This is a genomic window from Rhodococcus sp. Eu-32 (assembly GCF_003336925.1).
Taxonomy (GTDB): Bacteria; Actinomycetota; Actinomycetes; order Mycobacteriales; family Mycobacteriaceae; genus Rhodococcoides; species Rhodococcoides kyotonensis_B.
Genome location: NZ_QGNK01000025.1, coordinates 21,114 through 44,197, shown reverse-complemented (window position 1 = coordinate 44,197; position 23,084 = coordinate 21,114). Strand labels below are relative to the sequence as shown.

Below are 23,084 nucleotides of genomic sequence, written 5' to 3'. Positions count from 1 at the left end.
CCGACTCACCAGGCAGAACCGGTGCCGCCGTCGTCGAAATCGCCCGCAGCACGACGCAGTTCGGCAAGGATGCGTACCAGCGACGTCAACCGTTCCTTGGCCAGGCCGGGCTTGCCGAACACCTGATCGTTGAGTTTCTCGGTGGCGTTCACAGCAAGTGCGCGGCCGGACTCGGTGATCTCGACGAGTGTCGTGCGGCGATCGCTGGGATGAGGTGTGCGCTGGACGTATCCCGCGGCCTCGAGTCGGTCGACGGCATTCGTCACACTCGTCGGGTGAACCTGGAGGCGGGCGCTGGCCTTCGCCATCGGCAGCGCGCCGTTCTTCGTGAACGTGAGCAGCGTCAGTAATTCGTAGCGCGAGAACGTAAGTCCCGTCGGCTTGAGCACTTCCTCGACACGGGCGAGCATGATCTGCTGCGCGCGCATCAGCGATGTGACGGCAGCCATCCCGTCGGCGACGTCTCCCCATCCATGCTTGGTCCACTGACGGTGGGCTTCTGCGATGGGATCGAGCGGGAGAGGCGACGATGTAGACATGCGGTCCATCTTCCCACGGCGCGTGAGCCTACGTTCGAATCACGCTGATTCGAACCATGGTCGACGCGTGGTCGACACGGCATAGTAGCTATCGATGCGGGTGTGGCCGAGTGGCTAGGCACCGGCCTGCAAAGCCGTTTACACGGGTTCGAATCCCGTCGCTCGCTCGATGAGGAAGTCGGGTTCGGTCAGCTGAGACCGACCCCGACTTCTTGCTTGCGGTATGCGCCCGAGAAGCGGTGCTCCCATCCGGAGTCGTCGAGGCGGAAGCCTTCCCAGCGTTTGCCGTCGAGTGCGCGACGGTTGACGGTGGCTGCCGAGACCATCCACGCCATCGCGCGGGTGTCGGAGGGCAGTTCGGTCTGCGCGAGTACGGCGTCGTCTGCGCCGCGTAACTGGTATGTAGCCATGCTCATCACTTTCCACGGAGTAGCTGTGAGGAAACATGCCTTGCCCCCGCCGATGTGCAGTGAGTGTTGGACCACCCGCGTACCTTGTGTGCATGCCTGCCAAGGATTACCGCGTCGACGCTCCGTGCTGGGTCGATCTGACCAGTTCGGATCCCCGCACCGTCGTGCCGTTCTACAACGGTCTGTTCGGCTGGGAAGCCGATGTCAGCAAGGAAGCCGAGTACGGCGGGTACACGACGTTCCTGAAGAACGACGAGCCGGTGGCGGGTCTCGGCGGACAGATGCCCGGCACCACGATCGCGAACGTGTGGAACACCTACATTGCGTCCGCGGATGCGGAGGCAAGCGTCGCCAAGTCCGTCGAAGCAGGCGCGCAGGTGCTGTGTCCTGCCATGCAGGTCGGAGACCAGGGCACGATGGCGCTCGTCGTCGATGCAGGGGGAGCGGTCACCGGTATCTGGCAGGCCGATCAGCACCGCGGATACGGGTTGTGGGGTGAGCACGGAACACCCGTCTGGCACGAGCAATTCACGCACCACTACGGCGCTGCACTGGAGTTCTACGAGTCGGTGTTCGGATGGACGTACGGCGTTCTGGGCGACACCGACGAGTTCCGGTATTCCCAGGGCTTCGTCGCTGGTGGCATGGTCGCGGGCATCATGGACGCCGACAGATACCTGCAGGCCGACGTCCCGTCGCACTGGCGGCTCTATTTCGGAGTCGACGACACCGATGCTGCAGTCGAGAAAGTGACCGCACTCGGAGGGACGGTCGTCGACGCCGCGAAGGACTCACCGTTCGGACGCATCGCGGGCATCGCGGACCCGCTGGGTGCGCGGTTCCAGATCGCGTCGATCGTTCAGTCGTAGACCCGACGCCCCGCGCAGCCCATCGGCATCTGTATGCCGGTCACGCGTTGCAGCGCCAGCATTGCTCCCCACGGCCCGATCACCCACATCGGCCAGAAGTACAGAACGCCGCCCGTCGCAATCGACGTGACAGCCCAGATGACCAGGCACAGCACGCCGACGCCTGCCCACGCCGCGATCTCGTGATCACGCCGGACCGGCTTCGCGGAAACCTCAGGGTCAGTTGCCTGCGGCAGGTCGTCGAACACCGACGTCAGATCCGCGCGTGTCACGGCCGAGTAGACGCGTGCGGCACGGGCGTCGAAGTCGTCGATCGACAGCCGACCCGTCGACACGTGGCCGGTCAGGGCCTCGACTGCCGAATCGCGTTCGGCGTCGGAGACGCGTGACGCAGGTGAGTGGGACGTGGACGGTTGATAGGACATCGCAGTCTCCAGACCGTTCGGAGCTGACATTCCATTGTGGAATGTCATCGGTTTCAAGCTTCGACCTACCACTGTGGAATGTCAAGGTGTGTGACGATGAATTCGTGACCGACACCCCACTGAACGCCACCGCCGCGTCGCTGCTCGGGTTCCTGCACCGCGGCCCGATGACCGGATGGGACCTGCATGCGACGGCCGAGGCCTGCATCGGCGGCTTCTGGACGGTGACGCGCAGCCAGGTCTATCGCGAGCTGACCAGTCTGTCGTCGCGCGGGCTCGTCGTAGAGGGTGCGCCGGGTGCTCGGGCGCAGAAGCCCTTCACGATCACCGACGAGGGTAGGGCTGCGTTCGCTCGCTGGATCGACCGCGATCCCGGCGAAGCCACCATTCGGCACCCGCTGCTGCTCACCATCGCGTTCGCTGCGCACCTCGATCCGACCCGGCGTGCCGAGATTCTCGAAGAACACCGCCGGCGTCACGAGGAAGTGCTTGCGCGATACCGCCAGGAGTGGGAGAGGAGCAAGGATCACCGGTCCGTATTCGATTCCGCCACTCTGGATTTCGGTATCCGCTACGAACAGGCGACGCTGGACTGGTTCGACGCGCTACCGGACGCGGTGACCGAGTGATCGTGGATTCACGACGGGCCCGGGTCCTCGTCGATGCCGGTGAACGAGTACGGCGGCCACGGACCCGTCAGTTCGAGTTCGAGGCGTGCGTAGGTGCGGTTCAGAAACGACACCGCCGCGGCGAAATCACCCGTGCGGCGGCGTTCGACGAGGTATGTGCTGACGAGCGGCATCCACGGGCGGGAGCCGGCGAGCTCGGGCGCCGCGGGCTCTCGCCGGCGACCAGCCACCGCTGCCTCCAGCAATGCGGCGTACACCTCGTTCGCGTCGGCAGCGACGGAGAGTTCGATGTCTGCGCGCGAGGACGGCTCGTCGTCGTTGTCACGAGGCAACGACGTGTCGGCCACGCCACGCACACCCCACTCCGCCCGGCCTGCGATCCGGCGTAGGGCGGTGTCGAACGCGGTTCGACGTGCGCTCAGCGTCGCCCGCACGTCGTCGTCGTCCGAGTAGACGGTCGCGAGTCGCATCGGGACCGTGTCGGCCGTGTGTGCCACAGCGCCGACGACGCCGTCGTGTACGCGAGCGACGTCGTCGAGCCAGTCGGCTTTCTCCAGATTGCGATGCAGCGCCTCGTCGCCGAACGTGTCGAAGGGGACGGACCCCACCACCGCAGTCAATCCAGCCGCCTCGATCACGCGGACGCGTTCGCCCGCGACGCCGGGTGGAAGGTCGGCGTCGATCGGGCCGTCTCCGACGACGGCGTACACCCACGTGCCTGTGTTCGTCACGATCGTCCTAACATGCGAGGTCCTGCCCTCCCATGTTAGGACGCATCGCAGACGAGGTGAAGTGGCTGAGGACCCAGCCGGGCGACCGTGACCGCCCAGTCAGCGCCGGGGTGCCACGGACGGAGGTCCCACGTCGCAAACCGCTGTTCGACGCGTAAGCCTGCGGCGGCGAGGTCGTCGTCGAACTGCTCGACGGTGTACTGCCGGTCCGTCGCGAAGCCTGCAACGAACACACCTGTCGGGTTCATATGTGCGACAACACGTTCGAGTGCCGTCCGTTCGGTTCCCGGTGTCATGAACACCATGACGTTGCCGGCTGCGACGACGGCGTCGAACGTCTGCTCGAGGTCGAATTCGGTGAGATCGGCGAGGTACACGGTGATGTTCGTGTGCCTGCGGGCTTCCTCCACCAACACCGGATCGAGATCCACGGCGGTGACGGTGTGACTCCGTCGTGCGAGTTCGGCGCCGAGACGCGCTGTGCCGCACCCGGCGTCGAGGACGGAACTAGAGGGGGACAGGAGCGCGTCGACCATTCGTGCTTCACCGTGGAGGTCGACGCCCTGTGCCGCGAGTCGGTCGAAACGTTCGATGTAGCGCCGCGAGTGGTCGGGGGTGTTCTCGTCCTGCCAGCGCGTCGCCATGGGAGCAACGATAGAGCGTGTGCTCAGCAGGCCCCCAACCGCCGCTCCACTTCGCGTCTGTCCAGACCGAAGTCGCCGAGAGCGTAGCGGTGTGCGGGTCTGCGGCTGCCGCTACGGCTTTCGGCGTGCAGCGCCTCCATTCGCGTACGCGCCTCCGCAGTGAGGCGGAGTCCGAAGCGGCGATACAGCGATTCGACCGTGCCGAGAGGGTCGGCCACGAAATCGTGATAGTCGACGTCGTGGAACTGCGTCGGATCGGCCGCGGCCCGCGCGGCCGCGAACACCTCGAGCCCACGCTCCCACAGGTCGAGTTGGGTGCGCCCGATGACGTCGCCGGTGAACTTCTCGCTCCAGCCGGCGGTGGCCTGTTCGGCAAGACTGCACATCGACGGCATGATCGTGGCCGGTTCGCGGTGCATCTGGACGACGAGCGCGTCCGGGTAGACCTGCAACAACTCGTCGAGCGCGAACAGGTGGCTCGGGTTCTTCAGCACCCATCGGCGGTCGGTGTCGTGCAGTCCGATGAGCTGCAGGTTGCGGCGGTGCCGCCGGTACGCGCCGAGCCAGCTCTGCTCGGCGAGCCACGACGAGTACGTCGGCAGATAGGCGAGGCACTCGTACGCGATCGACTGCACGGACTGCCGCAGCAGCTGCCAGCATTCTTCGACCTCGGCGGCCGACATGTAGTGCACACCCATGAATTCGGGATGGTCGACGTGATGCTGCGCGAAGCCTCTCTCCAATGCGGCGAACACGGGATTCGCGTCCCACGTCTCGCGGGGTGGACGCGGCCCAGGTACCTCGGTCAGCCACATCTCCAACCCTTGATGCGACGGGTCGACGGTCAGAAGTCGATGCAGCGCAGTGGTTCCCGTGCGAGGGAGGCCCGTGACGAAGATCGGCCGCTCGATCGGCACCGACGCGTACTCCGGGTGCTGTGCCCACGCCTGCTCGCTCAGCAATCGGGCGATCAGCGCGCCACGCAGGAAGTAGCGGTGCATCTTCGAACCGGCGGCGGTCAGTTCGGCGTCCCGCCGATACGATTCGAGCAGCACGGCGAGCGCCTCGCGATAGTCGTCGGAGCCGAAGTCGGACAAGCCGGTGGCCTTCGTCGCCGACGCGTGCAGGTCGGCGACAGTGCCGACGTCGGTACGTTCCGTGCTGGTCATCGCCGCTCCTAGTGGTGGTATTCGCCGCAGTTCACGTCCAGACACTGGCCGGTGATCGCCCGTGCGCGCGACGACGATAGGAATACGACGGCGTCGGCGATCTCGTCGGGTTCGGGCAGCCGTCGTAGATCCATGGTCGACGCGGTCTGCCGATAAATCTGTTCGCTCGTCGTGCCGTACTTCTGGGCCAGATGCTCGAAGTAGCTCTTCAACGTCGAACCCCAGATATAGCCCGGCGCAACGGTGTTGACGCGGATCCCCTGCGGTCCGAGTTCGCTCGCCAGGGTCTGCGACATCGCCAGCAGCGACGCCTTGGCGATCTTGTAGCCACCGTACTTCGGCTGGGAGTGTCGGATGACCGCAGAATTGATCATGACGATCGAACCGTGGGACTTCGTCAATGCGGAAGTGAACAGCTGCGACAGGCGCAGTGTCCCGAACAGCGACAGTTCGAGCCCTGCCCTGATGCTCGCGGGCTCGGTGTGCGCGAGGTCCTTCATCGACGGGATCGCGAAAGCATTGTTGATCAACGCGTCGACGTGCCCGAACGCGTCGACGGCCTTGACGACCAGCCTCGTCGCCGACGCCTCGTCGGTGATGTCGGTGGGCACGGCGACCGCCTGCCGACCGAGACCGGCGACCTCCTTCGCGACGTCGTCGAGGTAGCTCGCGGTGCGCGCGGCCAACACCAGATCGGCGCCTTCGGCTGCACACCGCAGCGCGATGGACCTGCCGAGTGAGGGTCCGATGCCGGAGACGACGACGACGCTGCCGTCGAGCAGGCCGGTCATCCGAGCATCCGTCGTGCGACGGCATCGCGGCGTTCGGCGATCCGCCGGGCGAAGTCGTCGTCGGAGATCTTGTTGAGTTCGTGGAACGGCAGCCGCGAGGCCACTTGGTCGAAGTCGACCACCTCGATGATCGGTCCGTCGGCTGCGGTCATGACTCGGGATACGCGCTGCCACCGGAACTGTGCGTACCCGCGCGAATGCCCGGTGGTCTCGATCCAGTTGGTCACGTGGGGATTTCGCTCGCTGACGACCAGTCTGATGTTGCCGTCCGGGTCGGTCTGTGCCTGTTCCGACGTCAGCGACGTCTGATGATCGATGTAGTCGAGCGAGATGTACCAGAGACTGCCGAGTTGGAATCCCTGATAGGGCGCATGGGATTTCGGGACGGTGATGATCATCGCCTGGTCCGCGCCGAGCTCGTAGTGCCCGGCCGACGAGTACTGGGTGCTGAGTCCGCCTGGCGTGAGCCGCGGCTCGGTCATCGTGTTGACGTCGAGGTTCAGGTAGTACCACTGCGGAAACTGGAGAAATGTGCGCAGCCGGCCGACGAGCATCTTGCCTGCCGTCGAATACCGTTTCGCGACAGCTTCTTTCGAGTGCGGCGGTGGCGCGTCGCCGTCGCTTCCGACGCGACGGATGGTCAGCGTGCCACGCTCGGCCGACCAGACGCCGTAGACCTCGCGCACGACCAGCATCGACGACCCGGGGCCCAGCGTGAAGTGGTTCGGTAGGTCCGACGCCGGGCCGAAGTGGAGTTCGAAGCTACCGTCGGGTGAGATGTCGATCTGTCGATCGTCGAATGCGGTGAGGCTGTCCGGGACGTCGACGGGCGAATAGTCGCCCTTCAGTATCTGGAAACTCAGATCGGTTGTGGTGCCGCGTTTTCCGGAGACGATGTACTCCTCGTCGTCGCGGATGTTCGCGTGGAAGTACAGCGTGTCCGGGTTGTCCAGGCCCATCTTGGTGTACGGGCCGGTGGACGACGCAAAGTGCGGAAAGTCGGGATCGTATGCCCACGCCATCTGGATCGACGCCTGAATGTTGCCGGCCAGATAGTCGAGGCCTTCGGCGAGATCGCGCTCGTCGCGTACGTGTGGCGCCTCCTCGACGATCTTCTCGGCCGCCGCGATCGCGTCGGTGAATGCCTCGGTGAGCACGCGCAACTCCTCGTTCCGATCGTCACGATCAAATGTAGAACAGGTTCTAGTATGTGAGGATATGGTGCATGCAGCCGCTGGTCAATGACCAGCAGGGCAGTTGTAACGGGTTCCATTGCGAAGGAGTGTGCCGTGGCATCGACCGAGTACGCACTGTCGCACCTCGGCGCGCTCGAAGCCGAGGCCGTGCACATTCTTCGGGAAGTGGCGGCCACCGCCGAACGACCGGTACTGCTGTTCTCCGGCGGCAAGGACTCCGTCGTCATGCTGCATGTCGCAGCGAAGGCGTTCTGGCCCGCCCGAATCCCGTTCGCGGCGTTGCACGTCGACACCGGTCACAACTTCGACGAGGTCATCGACTTCCGGGATCGTACGGTCGCCCGTCTCGGCATCCCGCTCATCGTCGCGCGAGTGCAGGACGACATCGACGCGGGCCGGTCGATTCCGGATCCGGGCGGCTCTCGGAATCGTCTGCAGACCAGAACGTTGCTGCGTGCGATCGAGGAGAGGAACTTCGACGCGGTGTTCGGGGGAGCGCGCCGCGACGAGGAGAAGGCGCGCGCGAAGGAGCGCGTGTTCAGTTTTCGCGACGAGCACGGGCAGTGGGATCCACGCAAGCAGCGGCCGGAACTGTGGCAGCTGTACAACGGTCGTCACCGACGCGGTGAGCACTGTCGGGTGTTCCCTCTGTCGAACTGGACCGAGCTCGACATATGGCAGTACATCGCGGCCGAAGGCATCGCGCTGCCGAATCTGTACTACGCGCACCGGCGGCAGGTCGTGTTGCGTGACGGAATGCTGTTGGCGGCAACACGGTTCGTCGACATACGGGACGACGAGCCGTTCGACGCGCTCGTCCGCTTCCGCACCGTCGGCGACGCCACGTGCACCGGGTGTGTCCGCTCCACAGCCGACGATCCCGCTGCCGTCGTCGCCGAGATCGCATCCACACGCACCACCGAACGCGGTGCAACGCGCGCCGACGATCGAATCTCCGACACCGGTATGGAAGATCGCAAGAAGGAAGGCTACTTCTGATGTCCGAGTTGCTCAGGGTGGCCACGGCAGGAAGCGTCGACGACGGCAAGTCGACGCTCATCGGCCGGTTGCTGTACGACTCGAAGGCGATCTTCGACGATCAGTGGGATGCCGTCGAACGTACGTCGCGCGCCCGCGGCGGTGACGACGTCGACCTCGCGCTGCTCACCGACGGTCTGCGCGCCGAGCGTGAACAGGGCATCACCATCGACGTCGCCTACCGCTACTTCTCCACGCCGAAAAGGAAATTCGTCGTCGCGGACACGCCGGGTCACGTGCAGTACACGCGCAACATGGTGACGGGCGCGTCGACGGCCGACCTCGCATTGATTCTCGTCGACGCCAGGGCCGGGGTACTCCAACAGACCAGGCGTCACGCGTTCCTGGCGTCGTTGCTCGGCGTCGCGCATCTGGTGTTGTGCGTCAACAAGATGGACCTCGTCGACTGGTCCGAGGATCGATTCGAGGAGATCAAGGCCGACTTCTCCTCGTTCGCAACCAAACTCGACGTGCACGATCTGACGTTCGTTCCGATGTGCGCCTTGGGCGGCGACAACGTGGTGCACCGAACCGAGTCGATGCCGTGGTACACGGGTGGTTCTCTGATGCACGTTCTCGAGGAGGTGCACGTCGCGTCGGACCGCAACCTCATCGACGCACGGTTCCCGGTGCAATACGTGATCAGGCCGAAAGACGACGGTGAGCATCGCGACTTTCGGGGGTTGGCGGGCACGGTTGCCGGAGGTGTGTTCGCACCGGGCGACGACGTCGTGGTCCTTCCGTCGGGTTTTCGGACGCGGATCTCGGCGGTGTGGGGACCGGGCGGAGCGAAGTTCACCGAGGGATTCGCGTCGTCGGCAGTCTGTCTCGAACTCGACGATCCGCTCGACGTCGGTCGTGGCGACATGCTGTGCCGTCCGAACAATCATCCCGACATCGGCACGGACGTCGACGCGATGGTGTGTTGGCTCGCCGAGGGCGCGGAACTGCGGCCCGAAGATCGCTATCTGATGCTGCACACCAGCAACTCCACGATCGCGCATGTCACCCGACTCGACTATCGACTGGACGTCGACACCCTGCACCGAGACAGGTCGGCAGAGTCGTTGTCGCTCAACGACATCGGCCGCGTCCGCATCCGCACGCAGAACCCGCTGTTCTTCGACCCGTATCGCCGCAACCGCGTGACCGGAAGCTTTCTGCTCGTGAACGAGAGCACAGGCGCCACCGTCGCAGCGGGGATGATCGGCGGGCCGGCTCTGACGGCGTCGAACGTCGTGTGGCACGCTGCGCGAGTCGAACGCGAGAGTCGCGCGACCCGAGGGGCGACCGTGTGGCTGACCGGGCTGTCGGCGTCGGGAAAGTCGACGATCGCGGCGGAACTCGAGCGGATTCTGGTGGCGTCGGGTAGGCCCGCGTATCGACTCGACGGCGACAACCTGCGGCACGGACTCAACTCCGATCTCGGATTCGATCGGACGAGCCGCGCCGAGAACGTGCGACGCGTCGGCGAGGTCGCCGTACTGATGGCCGACGCGGGGCTCGTCGCCATTGCCTGTCTCATCAGCCCGTATCGCGCGGACCGCGACGACGCGAGACGTGTCCACGACCGTGCGGGCCTGCCGTTCTTCGAGGTCCACGTCGACACGCCGCTCGAGGTCTGCGCACAGCGTGACCCGAAGGGCATGTACGCCAAGGCGCGTGCCGGTGAGATCACGGGGTTCACCGGCGTCGACGATCCCTACGAGGCGCCCGAGCACCCCGACCTCGTGCTGCGGCCGTCGGACGGCGATCCCGCGGCGCAAGCGGCGCGAATTGTGGAATTGTTGAGCGCGTGACGTATTCGCTGGAGGACGACGCCCACTTCGCCGCCGACGTCGCGCGCGCTGCGGGGGAGTTGCTGCTGGAGATTCGGGACGGCGCGAGCGTGACGGGACGCGAACTGGGCCGTCTCGGCGACGCGCAGGCCAACGACCTGATCCTCGCGCGGCTGAAGACCGACCGTCCGGACGACGCGGTGCTCTCGGAAGAGTCGGCCGACGATCGCGCCCGCCTCGACGCCTCACGCGTCTGGATCATCGATCCGCTCGACGGATCACGCGAATACGGCATGAGCGACCGCGCCGACTGGGCCGTGCACGTCGGTCTGTGGGAAGCAGGGAAGGGGATGACGGCGTCGGCCGTCGCGCAACCGGCTGCAGGCGTCGTGTATTCGACTGCGGACGTGAGCCTGCCGGTGCGGTCGGACCGCAGACCGCAGCTCGTCGTCAGCGACAGCCGCCCGCCGTATTACATGGACGCACTCGCGGCCGACGTCGGCGGCGACGTCGTCACGATGGGGTCCGCCGGAGCCAAGGCGATGGCCGTCGTGCGCGGGGACGTCGACGCGTACGTCCACTCCGGTGGGCAGTGGGAATGGGATTCCGCAGCACCCGTCGGTGTTGCGCTGGCGGCCGGGCTGCACTGCTCACGCATCGACGGAACGCCGTTGACGTATAACAACTCTCATCCGTACGTACCGGATCTGCTGATCTGTCGTCCCGAACTCGCCGAGCCGCTGCTGCGCGGAATTGCCGCGCACGCCACCCGTGACGCCGATTCCGGACGCGTCGCGATGGCACGTGAGTACGTCGAGGCTCTCGTCAGTCACGACGCCACCAAACTGCGACTCGCCGACGCGTGCCGACGCGTCGAGAACGGAAACAGCACCGGCGACACCGGCCAGTTCATCCGCGACGACCTGGAACAAGGGCAGCAGTACAGGCCCATCGTCGCGGTGCGTGATCTCGCCTTCCGCGAGTGGGGCACCAGCGTCGTCGGGCGCTATCTGCTCGACCTGGACGGCGGCGTGACCGTATCCGTGACCGAGCACTTCGAAATCCCGGCAGGCGATATCACCACCATCACGGCCATCATCGAGCCTGCCTAATTTGGGTCATTCCTGCAGGCTCCACTCCCGCCTGATCTGGGTCATTCCTGCAGGCTCCACTCCCGCCTGATCTGGGTCATTCCTGCAGGCTACACTCCCGCCTGAAAGAGTCGACGGCGTTCTGCGCCTCCTCCGTCCGCGCCTGCGCGTCGGTGAGCACTCGCTTCAGGCGCCTGGCTTCACGATCGGCCGACTTCACGGTCCGACGCGCTTCGGCTTCCTGCTCCTCGGCTTCGTGTAGTTCGCTACGCAGTCGAGCGAGCCGCTCCTTGACCTCGGCGAGGTTCTCGTCGGCGGATTCTGCCTCGGCGCGGGCGGATTCGGCGTCGGCGCGCGCCGACGCCTCGTCCTCCCTCGCTTCCTCCAATTGTTCCCTGGCCTTGTCGAGGGCTTTCTGGTCGACGGTTTCGGGCTCTTCGTCGGCGGTCTTCTCGTCGCCTGGCTCCTCTTCCTCGTCGGGAAGCTCCGGTGCCAACGCAAGCATCGCGGGACCGAACCCGCTGTACGACTCGGCCGTGACGACGCGGCCCGCCCTGACCCGCTCGCCGACGTCGGGATCTGCGAGAGCCGCGTTCAGGGTCTGACCGATTTCGCGTTCCGCGTCGTCGGCACCGGGTTTGCCGTGCTCGGCTGCGATCTTCACTGCGCGACGCGTCAGCGCCCGGATCGCCTGCTGGCGTGCCCCGGACAGTTCCTTGAGCTCGTCGGCGGCCGAACGTCTTTGAGCCTCGCGCAGACTGTCGCCGAGGTCGAACAGTTCGGCGACGTCCTCGGGTTCCTCGCGGACCAGCAGATTGACCATCCACGCGACGACGGTGGGTTTGCGCAGCGCTCCGATGGCGGTGGCAGTTTTTCGGTCGCCGGCTTTACGGGCGCGGGCGACGGCGTCCTTGCGCGCGGCGACGAACTCGGAGGGGTCGAGCGAATACAGTTCGTCGGCTACGTCGTCGAAATCGACTTGATCGGGCACACAGCCATACTCGCATCGAGTGATGGAAGAATGTGTGCCCCCGGCAGGATTCGAACCTGCGGCCTTTCGCTCCGGAGGCGAACGCTCTATCCCCTGAGCTACGGGGGCCAGGGCGGGTCCAAGACTAGCGCATCACCCCCGGCAGCCGAAATCGACCTAGTGTCGTGGGTACGGGGGACAGTCAAGACCAGCCGAAAGGATGATCGGTGACAGCACAGGACTACTCGACGGACGACCTGGATCTCGACTTGAAATGGTGGGCGGCGGCGAACTATCTGACCGTCGCTCAGATCTATCTGCAGGACAACACTCTCCTCGGTGAGCCGCTGACCGCGGCCCACATCAAGCCTCGCCTCCTCGGCCACTGGGGGACGAGCCCGGCGCTGTCGATGATCTATGCGCTGCTCAACCGGCACATCAAGAACACCGACTCGGATTGGCTGTACGTGACCGGACCCGGTCACGGAGGGCCTGCGCTGGTGGCGTCGACCTATCTGGAAGGCACGTATTCGGAGGTCTATCCGCATGTTTCCCGCGACACCGAGGGCGTTCGACGGCTCTGCCGTCAGTTCTCGTCGCCCGGCGGCATCCCTAGCCATGTCAGCGTCCAGACCCCCGGCAGCATCCACGAAGGCGGCGAACTCGGGTACGCGCTCGTGCACGCGGGCGGTGCGGCGTTCGATCGGCCCGATCTGACCGTCGCGTGCGTCATCGGTGACGGGGAGGCGGAAACGGGCCCGCTCGCCGGATCGTGGAAGCTACCGGCGTTCCTGAATCCCCGCCGGGACGGCGCGGTGCTGCCGATCCTGAATCTCAACGGCGCCAAGATCGCGGGGCCGACGGTGTTCGGTCGCAGCAGCGACGAGGACGTCGACGCATTCCTGCGGGGGCAGGGATGGGATCCGGTCGTCGTATCGGGAGACGATCCGCGGCAGGTGTTCCCGGCTCTCGAACGGGCGATCCGCCAGTCACACAACACGATTCGTGCGATACAGAGCACTGCCCGTTCCGGCGGGAAACCAGATTTGCGATGGCCCGCGATCGTTCTGCGCACCCCGAAGGGATGGACCGGCCCGCACACCGTCGACGGCACACTCGTCGAGGGAACCTTTCGCGCGCACCAGGTTCCGCTGTCCGGGGTCCGCACCGACCCCGACCACCTCGCGCAGTTGGAATCCTGGATGCGGTCCTACGAGCCGCAGAACCTGTTCGACGACGACGGTGCTCTGGTGAAAGAGCTTGCGACACTTGCCCCGTCGGGAGACAAGCGCATGGGGTCGACGCCGTACGCGAACGGCGGCAGGCTTCTACGACCGCTACGGATTCCGCCGCTCGAGAAGTACGAGATCCCGATCGAGGCACCCGGCGCCGGATTCCACGAGACGACGCGTGTGCTCGGCGAGCTGATGCGCGACATCTATGCGGACAACACCCGCGACGACGGTGGCGGTGACTTCCGGCTGTTCTGCCCGGACGAGACGGCCAGCAATCGCCTGGCGGCGGTGTTCGACGCCACCGACCGGTGCTGGCAGCTGCCGATCGAGGAGTGGGACGACCACCTCTCGCCGGACGGACGCGTCATGGAGGTGCTGAGTGAACATCTCTGCGAGGGCTGGCTGGAAGGCTATCTGCTGGCGGGCGGACACGGCGTGTTCGCCAGCTACGAGGCGTTCGCGATGGTCAGCGTCTCGATGATGATCCAGCACGTCAAGTGGCTGCAGCACGCCGCGGACCTGCCGTGGCGTGAGCCGGTGGCGTCGCTCAACGTGTTGCTGACGAGCACGTGCTGGCGCAACGATCACAACGGCTTCAGCCACCAGGGGCCGGGCATGATCGACGCAGTCATCCCGCTGGCACCCGACGTCGTGCGTGTCTGGTTGCCGCCGGACTCGAACACGCTGTTGTCGATCTCCGATCACTGTCTGCGCAGCCGCGATCACGTCAATCTGATCGTCGTCGACAAGCAGCCGCACCTGCAGTACCTGACGTTGGAGCAGGCTCACGAGCACTGCGCGGCCGGCGCGTCGATCTGGGAATGGGCAGGCACCGAGACCGACACGGCCGGGACGCCGAGCGAGCCGGACATCGTGCTCGCGGCGGCCGGTGACGTGCCGACGCAGGAGATTCTCGCGGCCGCGCAGATTCTGCGCGAATGGGTCCCGTACCTGCGGGTGCGCGTCGTCAACGTCGTCGATCTGATGGGGTTGCTGACGCCGGAGGAGCATCCGCACGGCTTCCCGGAGACGAAGTTCGTCGATCTGTTCACCGCCGATGCAGACGTCGTCTTCGCCTTCCACGGCTACCCGCGTGCCGTGCACGAGCTTCTGCACGGACGCACGGGTGCCGGTCGGTTCCACGTCCGCGGTTTCAACGAACAGGGCACGACGACGACACCGTTCGACATGGTCGTGCTGAACAAGATGAGCCGCTACCACCTCGTGCTGGAGGCGCTACGGCGGTCGCGTCGCGTACCCGAGAAGGGCGGAGAGTTGATCGACTACTGCACGTCCCAGCTCGCGCGGCACGAGAAGTACGTCGTCGAGCACCTCGAGGACATGCCCGAGGTGGCCGACTGGACGTTCTCGGTCTCTAGCTAGGCGCCAAGGGTTGGGCGCCACGCTCGGCGAGCATCTGCTTCATGAGCGTGGCCTCGCTCTCCTGCGTGGAGATCATCGATTCGGCGAGCCGCTTCAGAGCGGGAGTCTCGGCGTGGTCGACGGCGTACTCCATCATCGACAGGCCGCCCTCGTGGTGCCGCAGCATCAACTGCAGGAACATCACGTCGACGGCCGGGCCGGTTGCTTGGCGCAATGCTGCGAGCTCGTCGGCCGTCGCCATGCCCGGCATGGCCGCAACCGATCCTGTCGGCTGTGAGGCCATCGACATCGTGTGTGAGTGGCCTTCGTCGTCCTTCATCCAGCCCATGTAGCCGTTCGATCCGACGGGAGCGCGGTCCCAGATGGCCAGCCAGCCCTGCATCTGGCCCACCTGGTTCTGCTGCGAGGTCAGCATGTCGAACGCGAGCGTTCGCACGGGCTGGTCGGCTGCGTTGGTCAGTGCGATCGAGGACATGTCGATGGCCTGGTTGTGGTGCACCGACATGTCCTGGGCGAAGCCGACGTCGACCGAATCCGCTGCAGGCACGGAGTCGTCGCCACCGAGCACGGTGGTCCTGGCGAGGAATCCGAGGGCGAATCCGACGGCGACGGCCGCGATCAGTCCCAGGACCGCCAGCGCGGCGACCTGGGACTTCTTACGAAGTTGATCCGACATCAGGACGCGGGCGCCGGTTCTGCCGGAGCTTCGGTCGGGAGTTGGAGATCGGAGGGAAGCTGCATGCCATCGGGCAGACCACCGGTAGCGCCGGTCTCGCTGGCGTCGGGCGTGATGCCCGCGCCGTCCATCGGCACGGCGTCGGCCCCGGGAGCCGACGCGTCGAACGGCGGCGGGTTGTCGGGATCGAACGAGCCGGGCACGGTCGAGCAGCTGGCACCGACCTCGGGGTATGCGTAGCGGTTCAGGCGCAGCGCAGCGATGAAGTGATCGATGCGCTCGTCGTCGACGCTGTCGAGCTTCAGCTGGTGGCCCCACGACTGCAGCGACACCGCGGAGTCCTGGCCGGGGTACGGCGACATCAGCATGTAGGACTCACCGTCGACCTTGTCGGCGAGAGTGGAGATCTGATCCTCGCCCAGTTCGTCCGGGTTGTACGTGATCCATACGGCGCCGTGTTCGAGCGAGTGCACGGCGTTCTCGGTACGGATGGCCTCGGGGTAGACGACGCCGGTGCACGTGGCCCACACCGCATCGTGTGGTCCACCGAACGGGGGAGTCTGGTCGTACGCGACGCGCTGGGTCGGGCTGACGTGCAGCGCCGCCGGGTACTCCATCTTCACCACGTCGGCGATCTGCGACGACGGGTCCTGATTGCTCTCGCTCGGCTCCCACTTCTGGGTCTCGGCGCGCTGCTGGTACTTGGGAACGAGGTTGATCGCGAGAATCGCGATGAGACCGACCACGACGACGATCGCTCCGACCGTCAGCCAGGGAATCTGCCGACCCGGACGTCCGGATTTGGTCGCCGGGACGCCGCTCTTTCTCTTGGCGGCCTTGATGGCCTTGTTGGCCTTGGCGGCCGACTTCTTGCTCTGACCGCCGCTATCGGAACCCGTGGGCATCGCTGTCGTCGCTCTTTCGGTTGTGGGAGGTGCGACGTGTCCGCGCACCTGGTTGCAAGATCGCAGGGCGCCATTACTGTACGTTCTCATTCTGAGCGCATGCTTTGAGGCCGTCCGGGGGTGACGCCTGCCCTCATGAGGTACTGGCTGCCGACCGACCCTGCCCTAGACCATAGGATAGCTACCTGTGACTCCAGCCGACCTTGCCGAACTGCTACACGCGACCGCCGCGAAGGTGCTTGCCGAACGCGGTCTCGACGCGTCCGTGCTGCCCCAGAAGCTGACGGTCGAGCGACCCCGCAACCCCGAGCACGGTGACTACGCGACCAACGTCGCACTTCAGGTCGCCAAGAAAGCCGGCGCCAATCCGCGCGATTTCGCCGGTTGGCTCGCCGAAGCCCTCGCCGCCGACTCCGCGATCGCCAGCGCCGACGTCGCGGGCCCCGGGTTCCTCAACATTCGCCTCGCGGCGGACGCGCAGGGCGCGATCGTCGCCCAGGCGCTCGCCGCGGCCGCGTCGTACGGCCACGGAACTGCGCTCGCAGGCCGCAAGGTGAACCTCGAGTTCGTCTCCGCGAACCCGACCGGCCCGATCCACCTGGGCGGCACCCGGTGGGCAGCCGTCGGCGACGCGCTGGGCCGGATCCTGACTGCTCAGGGAGCCGAGGTGGTACGCGAGTACTACTTCAACGATCACGGTGCGCAGATCGACCGCTTCAGCCGCTCGCTCATCGCCGCCGCGAAGGGTGAACCGGCGCCCGAGGACGGCTACGCGGGCGCCTACATCGGTGAAATTGCACAGGCTGTGCTCGCGAAGAGCCCCGAGGCGCTCGCGATGGCACCCGAAGCACAGGCCGAGACCTTCCGGTCCATCGGCGTCGACCTGATGTTCGCGCAGATCAAGAAGAATCTGCACGAGTTCGGCGTCGACTTCGACGTGTACTTCCACGAGAACTCGCTGTTCGAATCCGGTGCGGTCGAGAAGGCCGTCGACTACCTGAAGAACTCGGGAAGCCTCTACCACGAGGACGGAGCCTGGTGGCTGCGCAGCACCGACTTCGGTGACGACAAGGATCGCGTCGTCATCAAGAGCGACGGCAACGCCGCGTACATCGCCGGTGACATCGCGTACTTCCAGAACAAGCGCCAGCGCGGCTTCGACCTGTGCATCTACATGCTCGGCGCGGACCACCACGGTTACGTGGGTCGCCTCAAGGCCGCCGCGGCAGCGTACGGCGACGACCCCGACACCGTCGAGGTGCTCATCGGCCAGATGGTCAACCTGGTGCGCGACGGCGCCCCGGTCAAGATGAGCAAGCGCGCGGGCACCGTCATCACGCTCGACGACCTGGTCGACGCCATCGGCGTCGACGCGGCCCGCTACGTGCTCGTGCGCTCGTCGGTCGACTCGAGCATCGACATCGACCTCGAACTGTGGGCCAGTGCGAGCAACGAGAACCCGGTCTACTACGTCCAGTACGCGCACGCGCGGCTCGCGTCGCTGGCACGGGGCGCGGCCGAACTGGGCCTGTCCGCCGAGAACCCGGACCTGTCCCTGCTGACGCAGGAGCAGGAGGGCGACCTGATCCGGACGATCGGCGAATACCCGCGCGTCGTAGCCAGTGCGGCGAATCTGCGTGAGCCGCACCGCATTGCGCGGTACCTCGAAGAACTGGCCGGTGCCTACCACCGGTTCTACGGTGCATGCCGTGTACTTCCCCAAGGAGACGAGGAGCCAGGCCCCGTGAACATCGCACGTTTGGCGTTGGGCAACGCAACCCGGCAGGTGCTGGCCAACGGCCTCGACCTGCTCGGCGTCAGCGCACCGGAGCGGATGTGAACGCGCATCCCGCCGGTCCGAAGCACGCCGACGTCGCGACCAAGGAGTCGTGGACGGAACGACCCGCCTCGGCGTCGGAGATGACGACGCTTCCCGCGCATGTCTTCCCGCGCAACGCCGCTCGCGGCGACGACGGCGTGGTCCGCCTCGCTGGAGTGCCGGTCACCGAACTGGCCGAGCAGTACGGCACCCCGCTGTTCGTCATCGACGAGGACGACTTCCGTTCGCGGGCACGGGAAATGGCGTCGGCGTTCGGTGACCCGGCACGAGTTCACTACGCGTCCAAAGCGTTCCTGTGCGGAGAGATCGCGCGCTGGATCGCCGACGAGGGACTCTCGCTCGACGTGTGCTCCGGCGGTGAACTGGGCATCGCACTCGCCGCGGGATTCCCGGCGAACCGAATTGCCATGCACGGCAACAACAAGTCGATCGACGAGCTGACCGCAGGCGTGCGAGCCGGGGTCGAACACGTCGTACTCGACTCGAGCATCGAGATCGACCGACTCGACGCCGTCGCCGGAGAACTCGGTGTCGTTCAGGACGTCCTGGTGCGCGTCACCGTCGGTGTCGAGGCACACACGCACGAGTTCATCGCGACCGCGCACGAGGATCAGAAATTCGGATTCTCGCTGGCCGACGGCTCGGCGCTGGACGCGGTTCGTCGTGTCTTCGCCGCCGACAACCTGCGGCTCGTCGGACTGCACAGCCACATCGGCTCGCAGATCTTCGAGGTCGACGGTTTCGAACTCGCCGCGCACAAGTTGCTGGGCCTGCTGCGAGACGTGGTGTCGGAGTTCGGTACCGACAAGACTGCGCAGATCTCGACCATCGATCTCGGTGGCGGCATGGGCATCTCGTACGTGGCCAGTGACGACCCGCCCGCGGTCGAGGACCTCGCCGCGAAGTTGAAGTCCATCGTCGCAAGCGAATCGGCGGCCGTTGGCCTGCCGGTGCCTCGTATCGACGTCGAGCCGGGACGCGCCATCGCCGGTCCTGGCACGGTCACGCTGTACGAGGTCGGTACCACCAAGGACGTGACGGTCGATGCGAAGACTCGTCGCCGCTACATCAGCGTCGACGGTGGAATGAGCGACAACATTCGTACGTCGCTGTACCAGGCCGAGTACGACTGCAGGTTGGTCTCGCGTGACAGCGAATCGGATGCGGTGCTCGCTCGTGTCGTCGGAAAGCATTGCGAGAGCGGCGACATCGTCATCAAGAACACGTGGATGCCGAGCGACGTCGGACCGGGCGACCTGTTGGCCGTCGCCGCGACCGGTGCGTACTGCTACTCGATGTCCAGTCGGTACAACCTGCTGACTCGACCTGCCGTCGTGGCAGTGAAAGACGGAAAGTCCCGCCTCGTTCTGCGCCGGGAGACATTGGAAGATCTGCTCAGCTTGGAGGTGCAGCCGTGACATCGAAGCCGTTGGGTGTGGCCGTTCTCGGTCTCGGAAACGTCGGAAGCGAAGTCGTTCGCATTCTGACCGAGAACGCAGCCGACTTCGAGGCGAGAGTAGGTGCGCCGCTGGAGATTCGGGGCATCGCAGTGCGACGCATCGACGGTGATCGAGGCGTCGACGCCTCGTTGCTGACCGACGATCCGGCGTCGCTCGTCGCGCGCGAGGACGTCGATCTCGTCGTCGAGGTGCTGGGCGGCATCGACGTTCCTCGCAAGCTGATCTTCTCGGCCCTCGAGAAGGGCAAGTCGGTCGTCACCGCGAACAAGGCGCTGCTCGCCGAATACGCGGGCGAGCTCAACGACGCGGCCGAGAAGTCCCGCGCCGACTTGTATTTCGAGGCTGCCGTCGCGGGCGCCATTCCGGTCGTGCGCCCGCTGATGCAGTCGCTCGCAGGCGATCGCGTCAACAAGGTCGCCGGAATCGTCAACGGCACGACCAACTTCATCCTGTCCGCGATGGACGACACGGGTGCCGACTACGCCGAGACGCTCGCCGAAGCGGGACGTCTCGGGTACGCCGAAGCGGATCCCACCGCCGACGTCGAGGGTTACGACGCCGCGTCCAAGGCTGCGATTCTCGCGTCGATCGCGTTCCACACCCGCGTGACCGCGGGCGACGTCTACCGCGAGGGCATCAGCAAGATCACCGCGGAGGACCTGCAGACGGCACGGTCGCTCGACTGCACCATCAAGCTGCTCGCCATCTGCGAACGCATCACGACGCCGAAGGGCAAGGAGCGCATCTCCGCTCGCGTCTACCCGGCGCTCGTTCCGCGAAACCACCCGCTGGCGACGGTCGGCGGCGCATTCAACGCCGTGGTCGTCGAAGCAGAGGCCGCAGGACGTCTCATGTTCTACGGACAGGGTGCAGGCGGATCGCCGACGGCGTCTGCCGTGCTCGGCGACCTGGTGATGGCCGCACGCAACAAGTTCTACGGTGGACGCGGTCCGCTGGAGTCGAAGTACGCCAAGCTCAAGGTTGCGCCCATGGGAGACATCCCCACTCGGTACTACGTGAGCATGCAGGTAGCCGATCGCCCGGGCGTTCTGGCGACGGTCGCGGCCGAGTTCTCCAAGCGTGACGTCAGTATCTCGACAGTCCGTCAGCAGGATGCGGGCGACGGCGCCCGCCTCGTCGTCGTCACCCACGTCGCCGCGGATTCCGCACTCTCCGAAACCGTCTCGGCGCTCGAGAAGCTCGACGTCGTCACGTCAGTCGCAAGCGTTCTCAGATTGGAAGGCACCACCGAATGACCGTTCACACGCCGTGGCCAGGGCTGATCGAGGCGTACCGCGATCGCCTCGCTCTCGGACCGGACTGGAAGACCGTGACCCTGCTCGAGGGTGGCACGCCGCTGATCCACGCGGAGCACCTGTCCGAGATCACCGGGTGCGACGTACATCTGAAGGTCGAGGGGCTCAACCCGACGGGGTCGTTCAAGGACCGCGGTATGACGATGGCCGTCACCGACGCACTCGCTCGCGGCCAGGAAGCAGTGCTGTGCGCGTCGACGGGCAACACGTCGGCGTCCGCCGCTGCCTACGCGGCCAAGGCCAAGATGGGCTGCGCGGTGCTCGTGCCGCAGGGCAAGATCGCAATGGGCAAGCTCGCCCAGGCAGTCATGCACGGCGCGAAGATCATTCAGGTGCAGGGCAACTTCGACGACTGCCTCGAACTCGCCCGCAAGACCACGGCCGAATTCCCGACGATCGGCCTCGTCAACTCCGTCAACCCCGTGCGCATCGAGGGACAGAAGACGGCCGCGTTCGAGGTGTGCGACGCACTCGGCAAAGCGCCTGACGTGCATGCACTTCCGGTCGGCAACGCCGGAAACATCACCGCGTACTGGCGCGGATACTCCGAGTACTTCCGTGACGGCATCACGTCGGTCAAGCCGCGCATGCTCGGCGTCCAGGCCGCGGGCGCAGCACCTCTCGTCAGCGGTGCACCGGTGAAGGATCCGGAAACCATCGCCACCGCGATCCGCATCGGTTCGCCCGCGTCGTGGAACGGTGCGGTCGCAGCCAAGGAAGAGTCGGGCGGCGCGTTCCGCGCGGCCACCGACGACGAGATTCTCGAGGCCTACCGCCTGGTCGCCAGGACCGAAGGTGTCTTCGTCGAGCCTGCGTCGGCAGCAAGCATCGCCGGCCTGCTCGCCGCACGCAAGGAAGGCTGGCTGGACAGCGGACTGACCGTCGTCTGCACCGTGACCGGCAACGGCCTCAAGGACCCCGACACCGCACTGTCGGGAATGCCTGTCGTCGAACCCATCCCGGTCGATCCCGTCGCTGTGGCGTCTGCGCTCGAGCTGGCGTAGTGACAGAATCCGCGACCATGACGACAACGCTGCCGACCGGTCTGACCGTGACCGCCCGTGTGCCTGCGTCGAGTGCCAATCTCGGCCCGGGGTTCGACACCCTCGGTATCGCACTGGGCCTGTACGACGAGGTCACCGTCACCACGACCACGTCGGGTCTGAGCATCCACGTTCAGGGCGAAGGTGCCGACGACGTCCCGTGGGGGCCGACGCATCTCGTCGTACGGGCGATCGAGCGTGGGCTCGAGGCCGCAGGCGTCTGGGCCGACGGCCTGGATGTGGTGTGCAACAACGTCATTCCGCATTCGCGTGGTCTCGGATCATCGGCGTCGGCGGTCGTCGGAGGACTGGCGGCCGCCAACGGTCTCGCGGCGAAACTCGATCCGTCGCTCGCGCTGAGCGACGAGCAACTCGTGCAGTTGTCGTCCGAATTCGAAGGTCATCCGGACAACGCGTCGGCCAGTGTGCTCGGCGGTGCCGTCGTGTCGTGGAGCGAGCCGGCAAGCGCGAGCATCACGCAACGCACCTATTCGGCCGTGCGTCTTGCCGTGCATCCGGACATCCGCGTCGTCGCGCTCGTACCCTCGGAGCGATCGTCGACGTCGCATACCCGTGGTCTGCTACCGGAATTGGTCCCGCATCGCGACGCGGCGTTCAACGTCAGCAGGGGAGCGCTCGCGGTCGTCGCGCTGACACAGAGGCCCGATCTGTTGATGGCCGCGACCGAGGACCTGTTGCATCAAGGGCAGCGTTCGAGTGCGTTGCCCGACGCGACGAAGTGGATCTCGTCACTGCGCGCGCGTGGCATCGCGGCGGTGTTGTCGGGCGCCGGGCCGACGGTCCTGGCTCTGTGCACGGAACCGTTTCCGCAGGACATGAAGGAACAGGCGGACAGCGAAGGACTGGAAGTTCTCGAGCTCGAGGTCGCCGACGGCGTCCGAATCGGGTGACTCGCCGGTAACCGGTTCTTGCCGACTGTGTCGAA

At 66.0% G+C, this 23,084-nt stretch carries 22 protein-coding genes and 2 tRNA genes; 12 read left to right on the top strand and 12 right to left on the bottom strand.

Annotated features, from left to right (window positions below):
- Window positions 1-5: 5 nt before the first annotated feature.
- Entirely contained in the window at window positions 6-539 is a 534-nt protein-coding gene (locus tag DK926_RS23185; protein WP_165839658.1) for a MarR family transcriptional regulator, read from the bottom strand.
- 96 nt (window positions 540-635) lie between these two features.
- On the opposite strand from DK926_RS23185, the gene DK926_RS23180 reads away from it, so the two are divergent.
- Window positions 636-706 (top strand) — tRNA-Cys (locus tag DK926_RS23180).
- A 21-nt stretch (window positions 707-727) separates the two neighbouring features.
- On the opposite strand, the gene DK926_RS23175 is transcribed toward DK926_RS23180, so the two are convergent.
- The gene (locus DK926_RS23175; RefSeq protein WP_125833451.1) at window positions 728-949 is read right to left on the bottom strand and encodes a hypothetical protein; all 222 of its coding nucleotides are present in this window, start codon (window positions 947-949) and stop codon (window positions 728-730) included.
- Window positions 950-1,041: 92 nt separating this feature from the next.
- Here DK926_RS23175 and DK926_RS23170 point away from each other — a divergent pair, with 92 nt between their 5' ends.
- On the top strand, window positions 1,042-1,818 hold the full coding sequence (locus DK926_RS23170; protein WP_114332344.1) for a VOC family protein: 777 nt from the start codon (window positions 1,042-1,044) through the stop codon (window positions 1,816-1,818).
- Here the strand turns inward: DK926_RS23170 and DK926_RS23165 are convergent.
- The gene (locus DK926_RS23165) at window positions 1,809-2,243 is read right to left on the bottom strand and encodes a DUF1707 domain-containing protein (RefSeq protein WP_165839657.1); all 435 of its coding nucleotides are present in this window, start codon (window positions 2,241-2,243) and stop codon (window positions 1,809-1,811) included. The two genes, DK926_RS23170 and DK926_RS23165, sit on opposite strands and share 10 nt — an antisense overlap.
- A gap of 104 nt (window positions 2,244-2,347) precedes the next feature.
- Between DK926_RS23165 and DK926_RS23160 the strand changes: the two genes are divergently transcribed.
- Window positions 2,348-2,872: a helix-turn-helix transcriptional regulator gene (locus DK926_RS23160; protein ID WP_243636981.1), complete on the top strand. Its 525-nt coding sequence runs from the start codon at window positions 2,348-2,350 to the stop codon at window positions 2,870-2,872.
- 8 nt (window positions 2,873-2,880) lie between these two features.
- Here the strand turns inward: DK926_RS23160 and DK926_RS23155 are convergent, their stop codons facing one another.
- Genes DK926_RS23155 through DK926_RS23135 form a run of 5 tightly spaced genes read right to left on the bottom strand, consistent with a single transcriptional unit; the run spans window position 2,881 to window position 7,364 of the window.
- Window positions 2,881-3,603 (bottom strand): GvpL/GvpF family gas vesicle protein, encoded by a 723-nt coding sequence (locus tag DK926_RS23155; RefSeq protein WP_165839656.1) that lies wholly within the window; start codon window positions 3,601-3,603, stop codon window positions 2,881-2,883.
- A gap of 35 nt (window positions 3,604-3,638) precedes the next feature.
- Window positions 3,639-4,247 carry a class I SAM-dependent methyltransferase gene (locus DK926_RS23150; protein ID WP_114332340.1) on the bottom strand — a complete coding sequence of 203 codons (609 nt, stop codon included), beginning with the start codon at window positions 4,245-4,247 and terminating at the stop codon, window positions 3,639-3,641.
- A 23-nt stretch (window positions 4,248-4,270) separates the two neighbouring features.
- Entirely contained in the window at window positions 4,271-5,416 is a 1,146-nt protein-coding gene (locus DK926_RS23145) for a sulfotransferase (RefSeq protein ID WP_114332339.1), read from the bottom strand.
- A gap of 8 nt (window positions 5,417-5,424) precedes the next feature.
- Window positions 5,425-6,207, bottom strand: a complete 783-nt coding sequence (locus DK926_RS23140; RefSeq protein WP_114332338.1) for an SDR family oxidoreductase — start codon at window positions 6,205-6,207, stop codon at window positions 5,425-5,427.
- Window positions 6,204-7,364 (bottom strand): hypothetical protein, encoded by a 1,161-nt coding sequence (locus tag DK926_RS23135; RefSeq protein WP_114332337.1) that lies wholly within the window; start codon window positions 7,362-7,364, stop codon window positions 6,204-6,206. The genes DK926_RS23140 and DK926_RS23135 overlap by 4 nt, the downstream gene beginning before the upstream one ends.
- A 132-nt stretch (window positions 7,365-7,496) precedes the next feature.
- Here DK926_RS23135 and cysD point away from each other — a divergent pair, with 132 nt between their 5' ends.
- From cysD to DK926_RS23120, 3 genes are read left to right on the top strand one after another with little or no spacing between them, the layout of a single operon-like run.
- Window positions 7,497-8,402 carry a sulfate adenylyltransferase subunit CysD gene (cysD, locus tag DK926_RS23130; protein WP_243636980.1) on the top strand — a complete coding sequence of 302 codons (906 nt, stop codon included), beginning with the start codon at window positions 7,497-7,499 and terminating at the stop codon, window positions 8,400-8,402.
- Window positions 8,402-10,240, top strand: a complete 1,839-nt coding sequence (gene cysC, locus DK926_RS23125; RefSeq protein WP_114332335.1) for an adenylyl-sulfate kinase — start codon at window positions 8,402-8,404, stop codon at window positions 10,238-10,240. Before cysD ends, cysC begins: the two co-directional genes overlap by 1 nt.
- A gap of 8 nt (window positions 10,241-10,248) precedes the next feature.
- Window positions 10,249-11,331 (top strand): 3'(2'),5'-bisphosphate nucleotidase CysQ, encoded by a 1,083-nt coding sequence (locus DK926_RS23120; RefSeq protein WP_114332369.1) that lies wholly within the window; start codon window positions 10,249-10,251, stop codon window positions 11,329-11,331.
- Window positions 11,332-11,407: 76 nt separating this feature from the next.
- Here DK926_RS23120 and DK926_RS23115 read toward each other — a convergent pair whose 3' ends face one another.
- Complete coding sequence (locus tag DK926_RS23115) at window positions 11,408-12,301, bottom strand: hypothetical protein (RefSeq protein WP_114332334.1); 894 nt, start codon at window positions 12,299-12,301, stop codon at window positions 11,408-11,410.
- 35 nt (window positions 12,302-12,336) lie between these two features.
- A tRNA-Arg gene (locus tag DK926_RS23110) sits at window positions 12,337-12,409 on the bottom strand.
- A 98-nt stretch (window positions 12,410-12,507) separates the two neighbouring features.
- On the opposite strand from DK926_RS23110, the gene DK926_RS23105 reads away from it, so the two are divergent.
- Window positions 12,508-14,898, top strand: coding sequence for a phosphoketolase family protein (locus DK926_RS23105; RefSeq protein WP_114332333.1), 2,391 nt, complete (start codon window positions 12,508-12,510; stop codon window positions 14,896-14,898).
- Here the strand turns inward: DK926_RS23105 and DK926_RS23100 are convergent.
- Both DK926_RS23100 and DK926_RS23095 read right to left on the bottom strand, forming a co-directional pair.
- Window positions 14,891-15,574, bottom strand: coding sequence for a DUF305 domain-containing protein (locus tag DK926_RS23100; protein WP_114332332.1), 684 nt, complete (start codon window positions 15,572-15,574; stop codon window positions 14,891-14,893). The two genes, DK926_RS23105 and DK926_RS23100, sit on opposite strands and share 8 nt — an antisense overlap.
- Window positions 15,574-16,479, bottom strand: a complete 906-nt coding sequence (locus DK926_RS23095) for a DUF3105 domain-containing protein (protein WP_068429413.1) — start codon at window positions 16,477-16,479, stop codon at window positions 15,574-15,576. The genes DK926_RS23100 and DK926_RS23095 overlap by 1 nt, the downstream gene beginning before the upstream one ends.
- 187 nt (window positions 16,480-16,666) lie before the next feature.
- On the opposite strand from DK926_RS23095, the gene argS reads away from it, so the two are divergent.
- From argS to thrB, 5 genes are read left to right on the top strand one after another with little or no spacing between them, the layout of a single operon-like run.
- Entirely contained in the window at window positions 16,667-18,319 is a 1,653-nt protein-coding gene (gene argS, locus DK926_RS23090; RefSeq protein ID WP_114332331.1) for an arginine--tRNA ligase, read from the top strand.
- Window positions 18,316-19,737, top strand: coding sequence for a diaminopimelate decarboxylase (lysA, locus tag DK926_RS23085; RefSeq protein ID WP_068429407.1), 1,422 nt, complete (start codon window positions 18,316-18,318; stop codon window positions 19,735-19,737). The genes argS and lysA overlap by 4 nt, the downstream gene beginning before the upstream one ends.
- Window positions 19,734-21,035: a homoserine dehydrogenase gene (locus DK926_RS23080; RefSeq protein WP_114332330.1), complete on the top strand. Its 1,302-nt coding sequence runs from the start codon at window positions 19,734-19,736 to the stop codon at window positions 21,033-21,035. The genes lysA and DK926_RS23080 overlap by 4 nt, the downstream gene beginning before the upstream one ends.
- The gene (gene thrC / locus DK926_RS23075; RefSeq protein ID WP_068429402.1) at window positions 21,032-22,099 is read left to right on the top strand and encodes a threonine synthase; all 1,068 of its coding nucleotides are present in this window, start codon (window positions 21,032-21,034) and stop codon (window positions 22,097-22,099) included. The genes DK926_RS23080 and thrC overlap by 4 nt, the downstream gene beginning before the upstream one ends.
- A 17-nt stretch (window positions 22,100-22,116) precedes the next feature.
- Window positions 22,117-23,049: a homoserine kinase gene (gene thrB, locus DK926_RS23070; protein ID WP_114332368.1), complete on the top strand. Its 933-nt coding sequence runs from the start codon at window positions 22,117-22,119 to the stop codon at window positions 23,047-23,049.
- Window positions 23,050-23,084 lie beyond the last annotated feature (35 nt).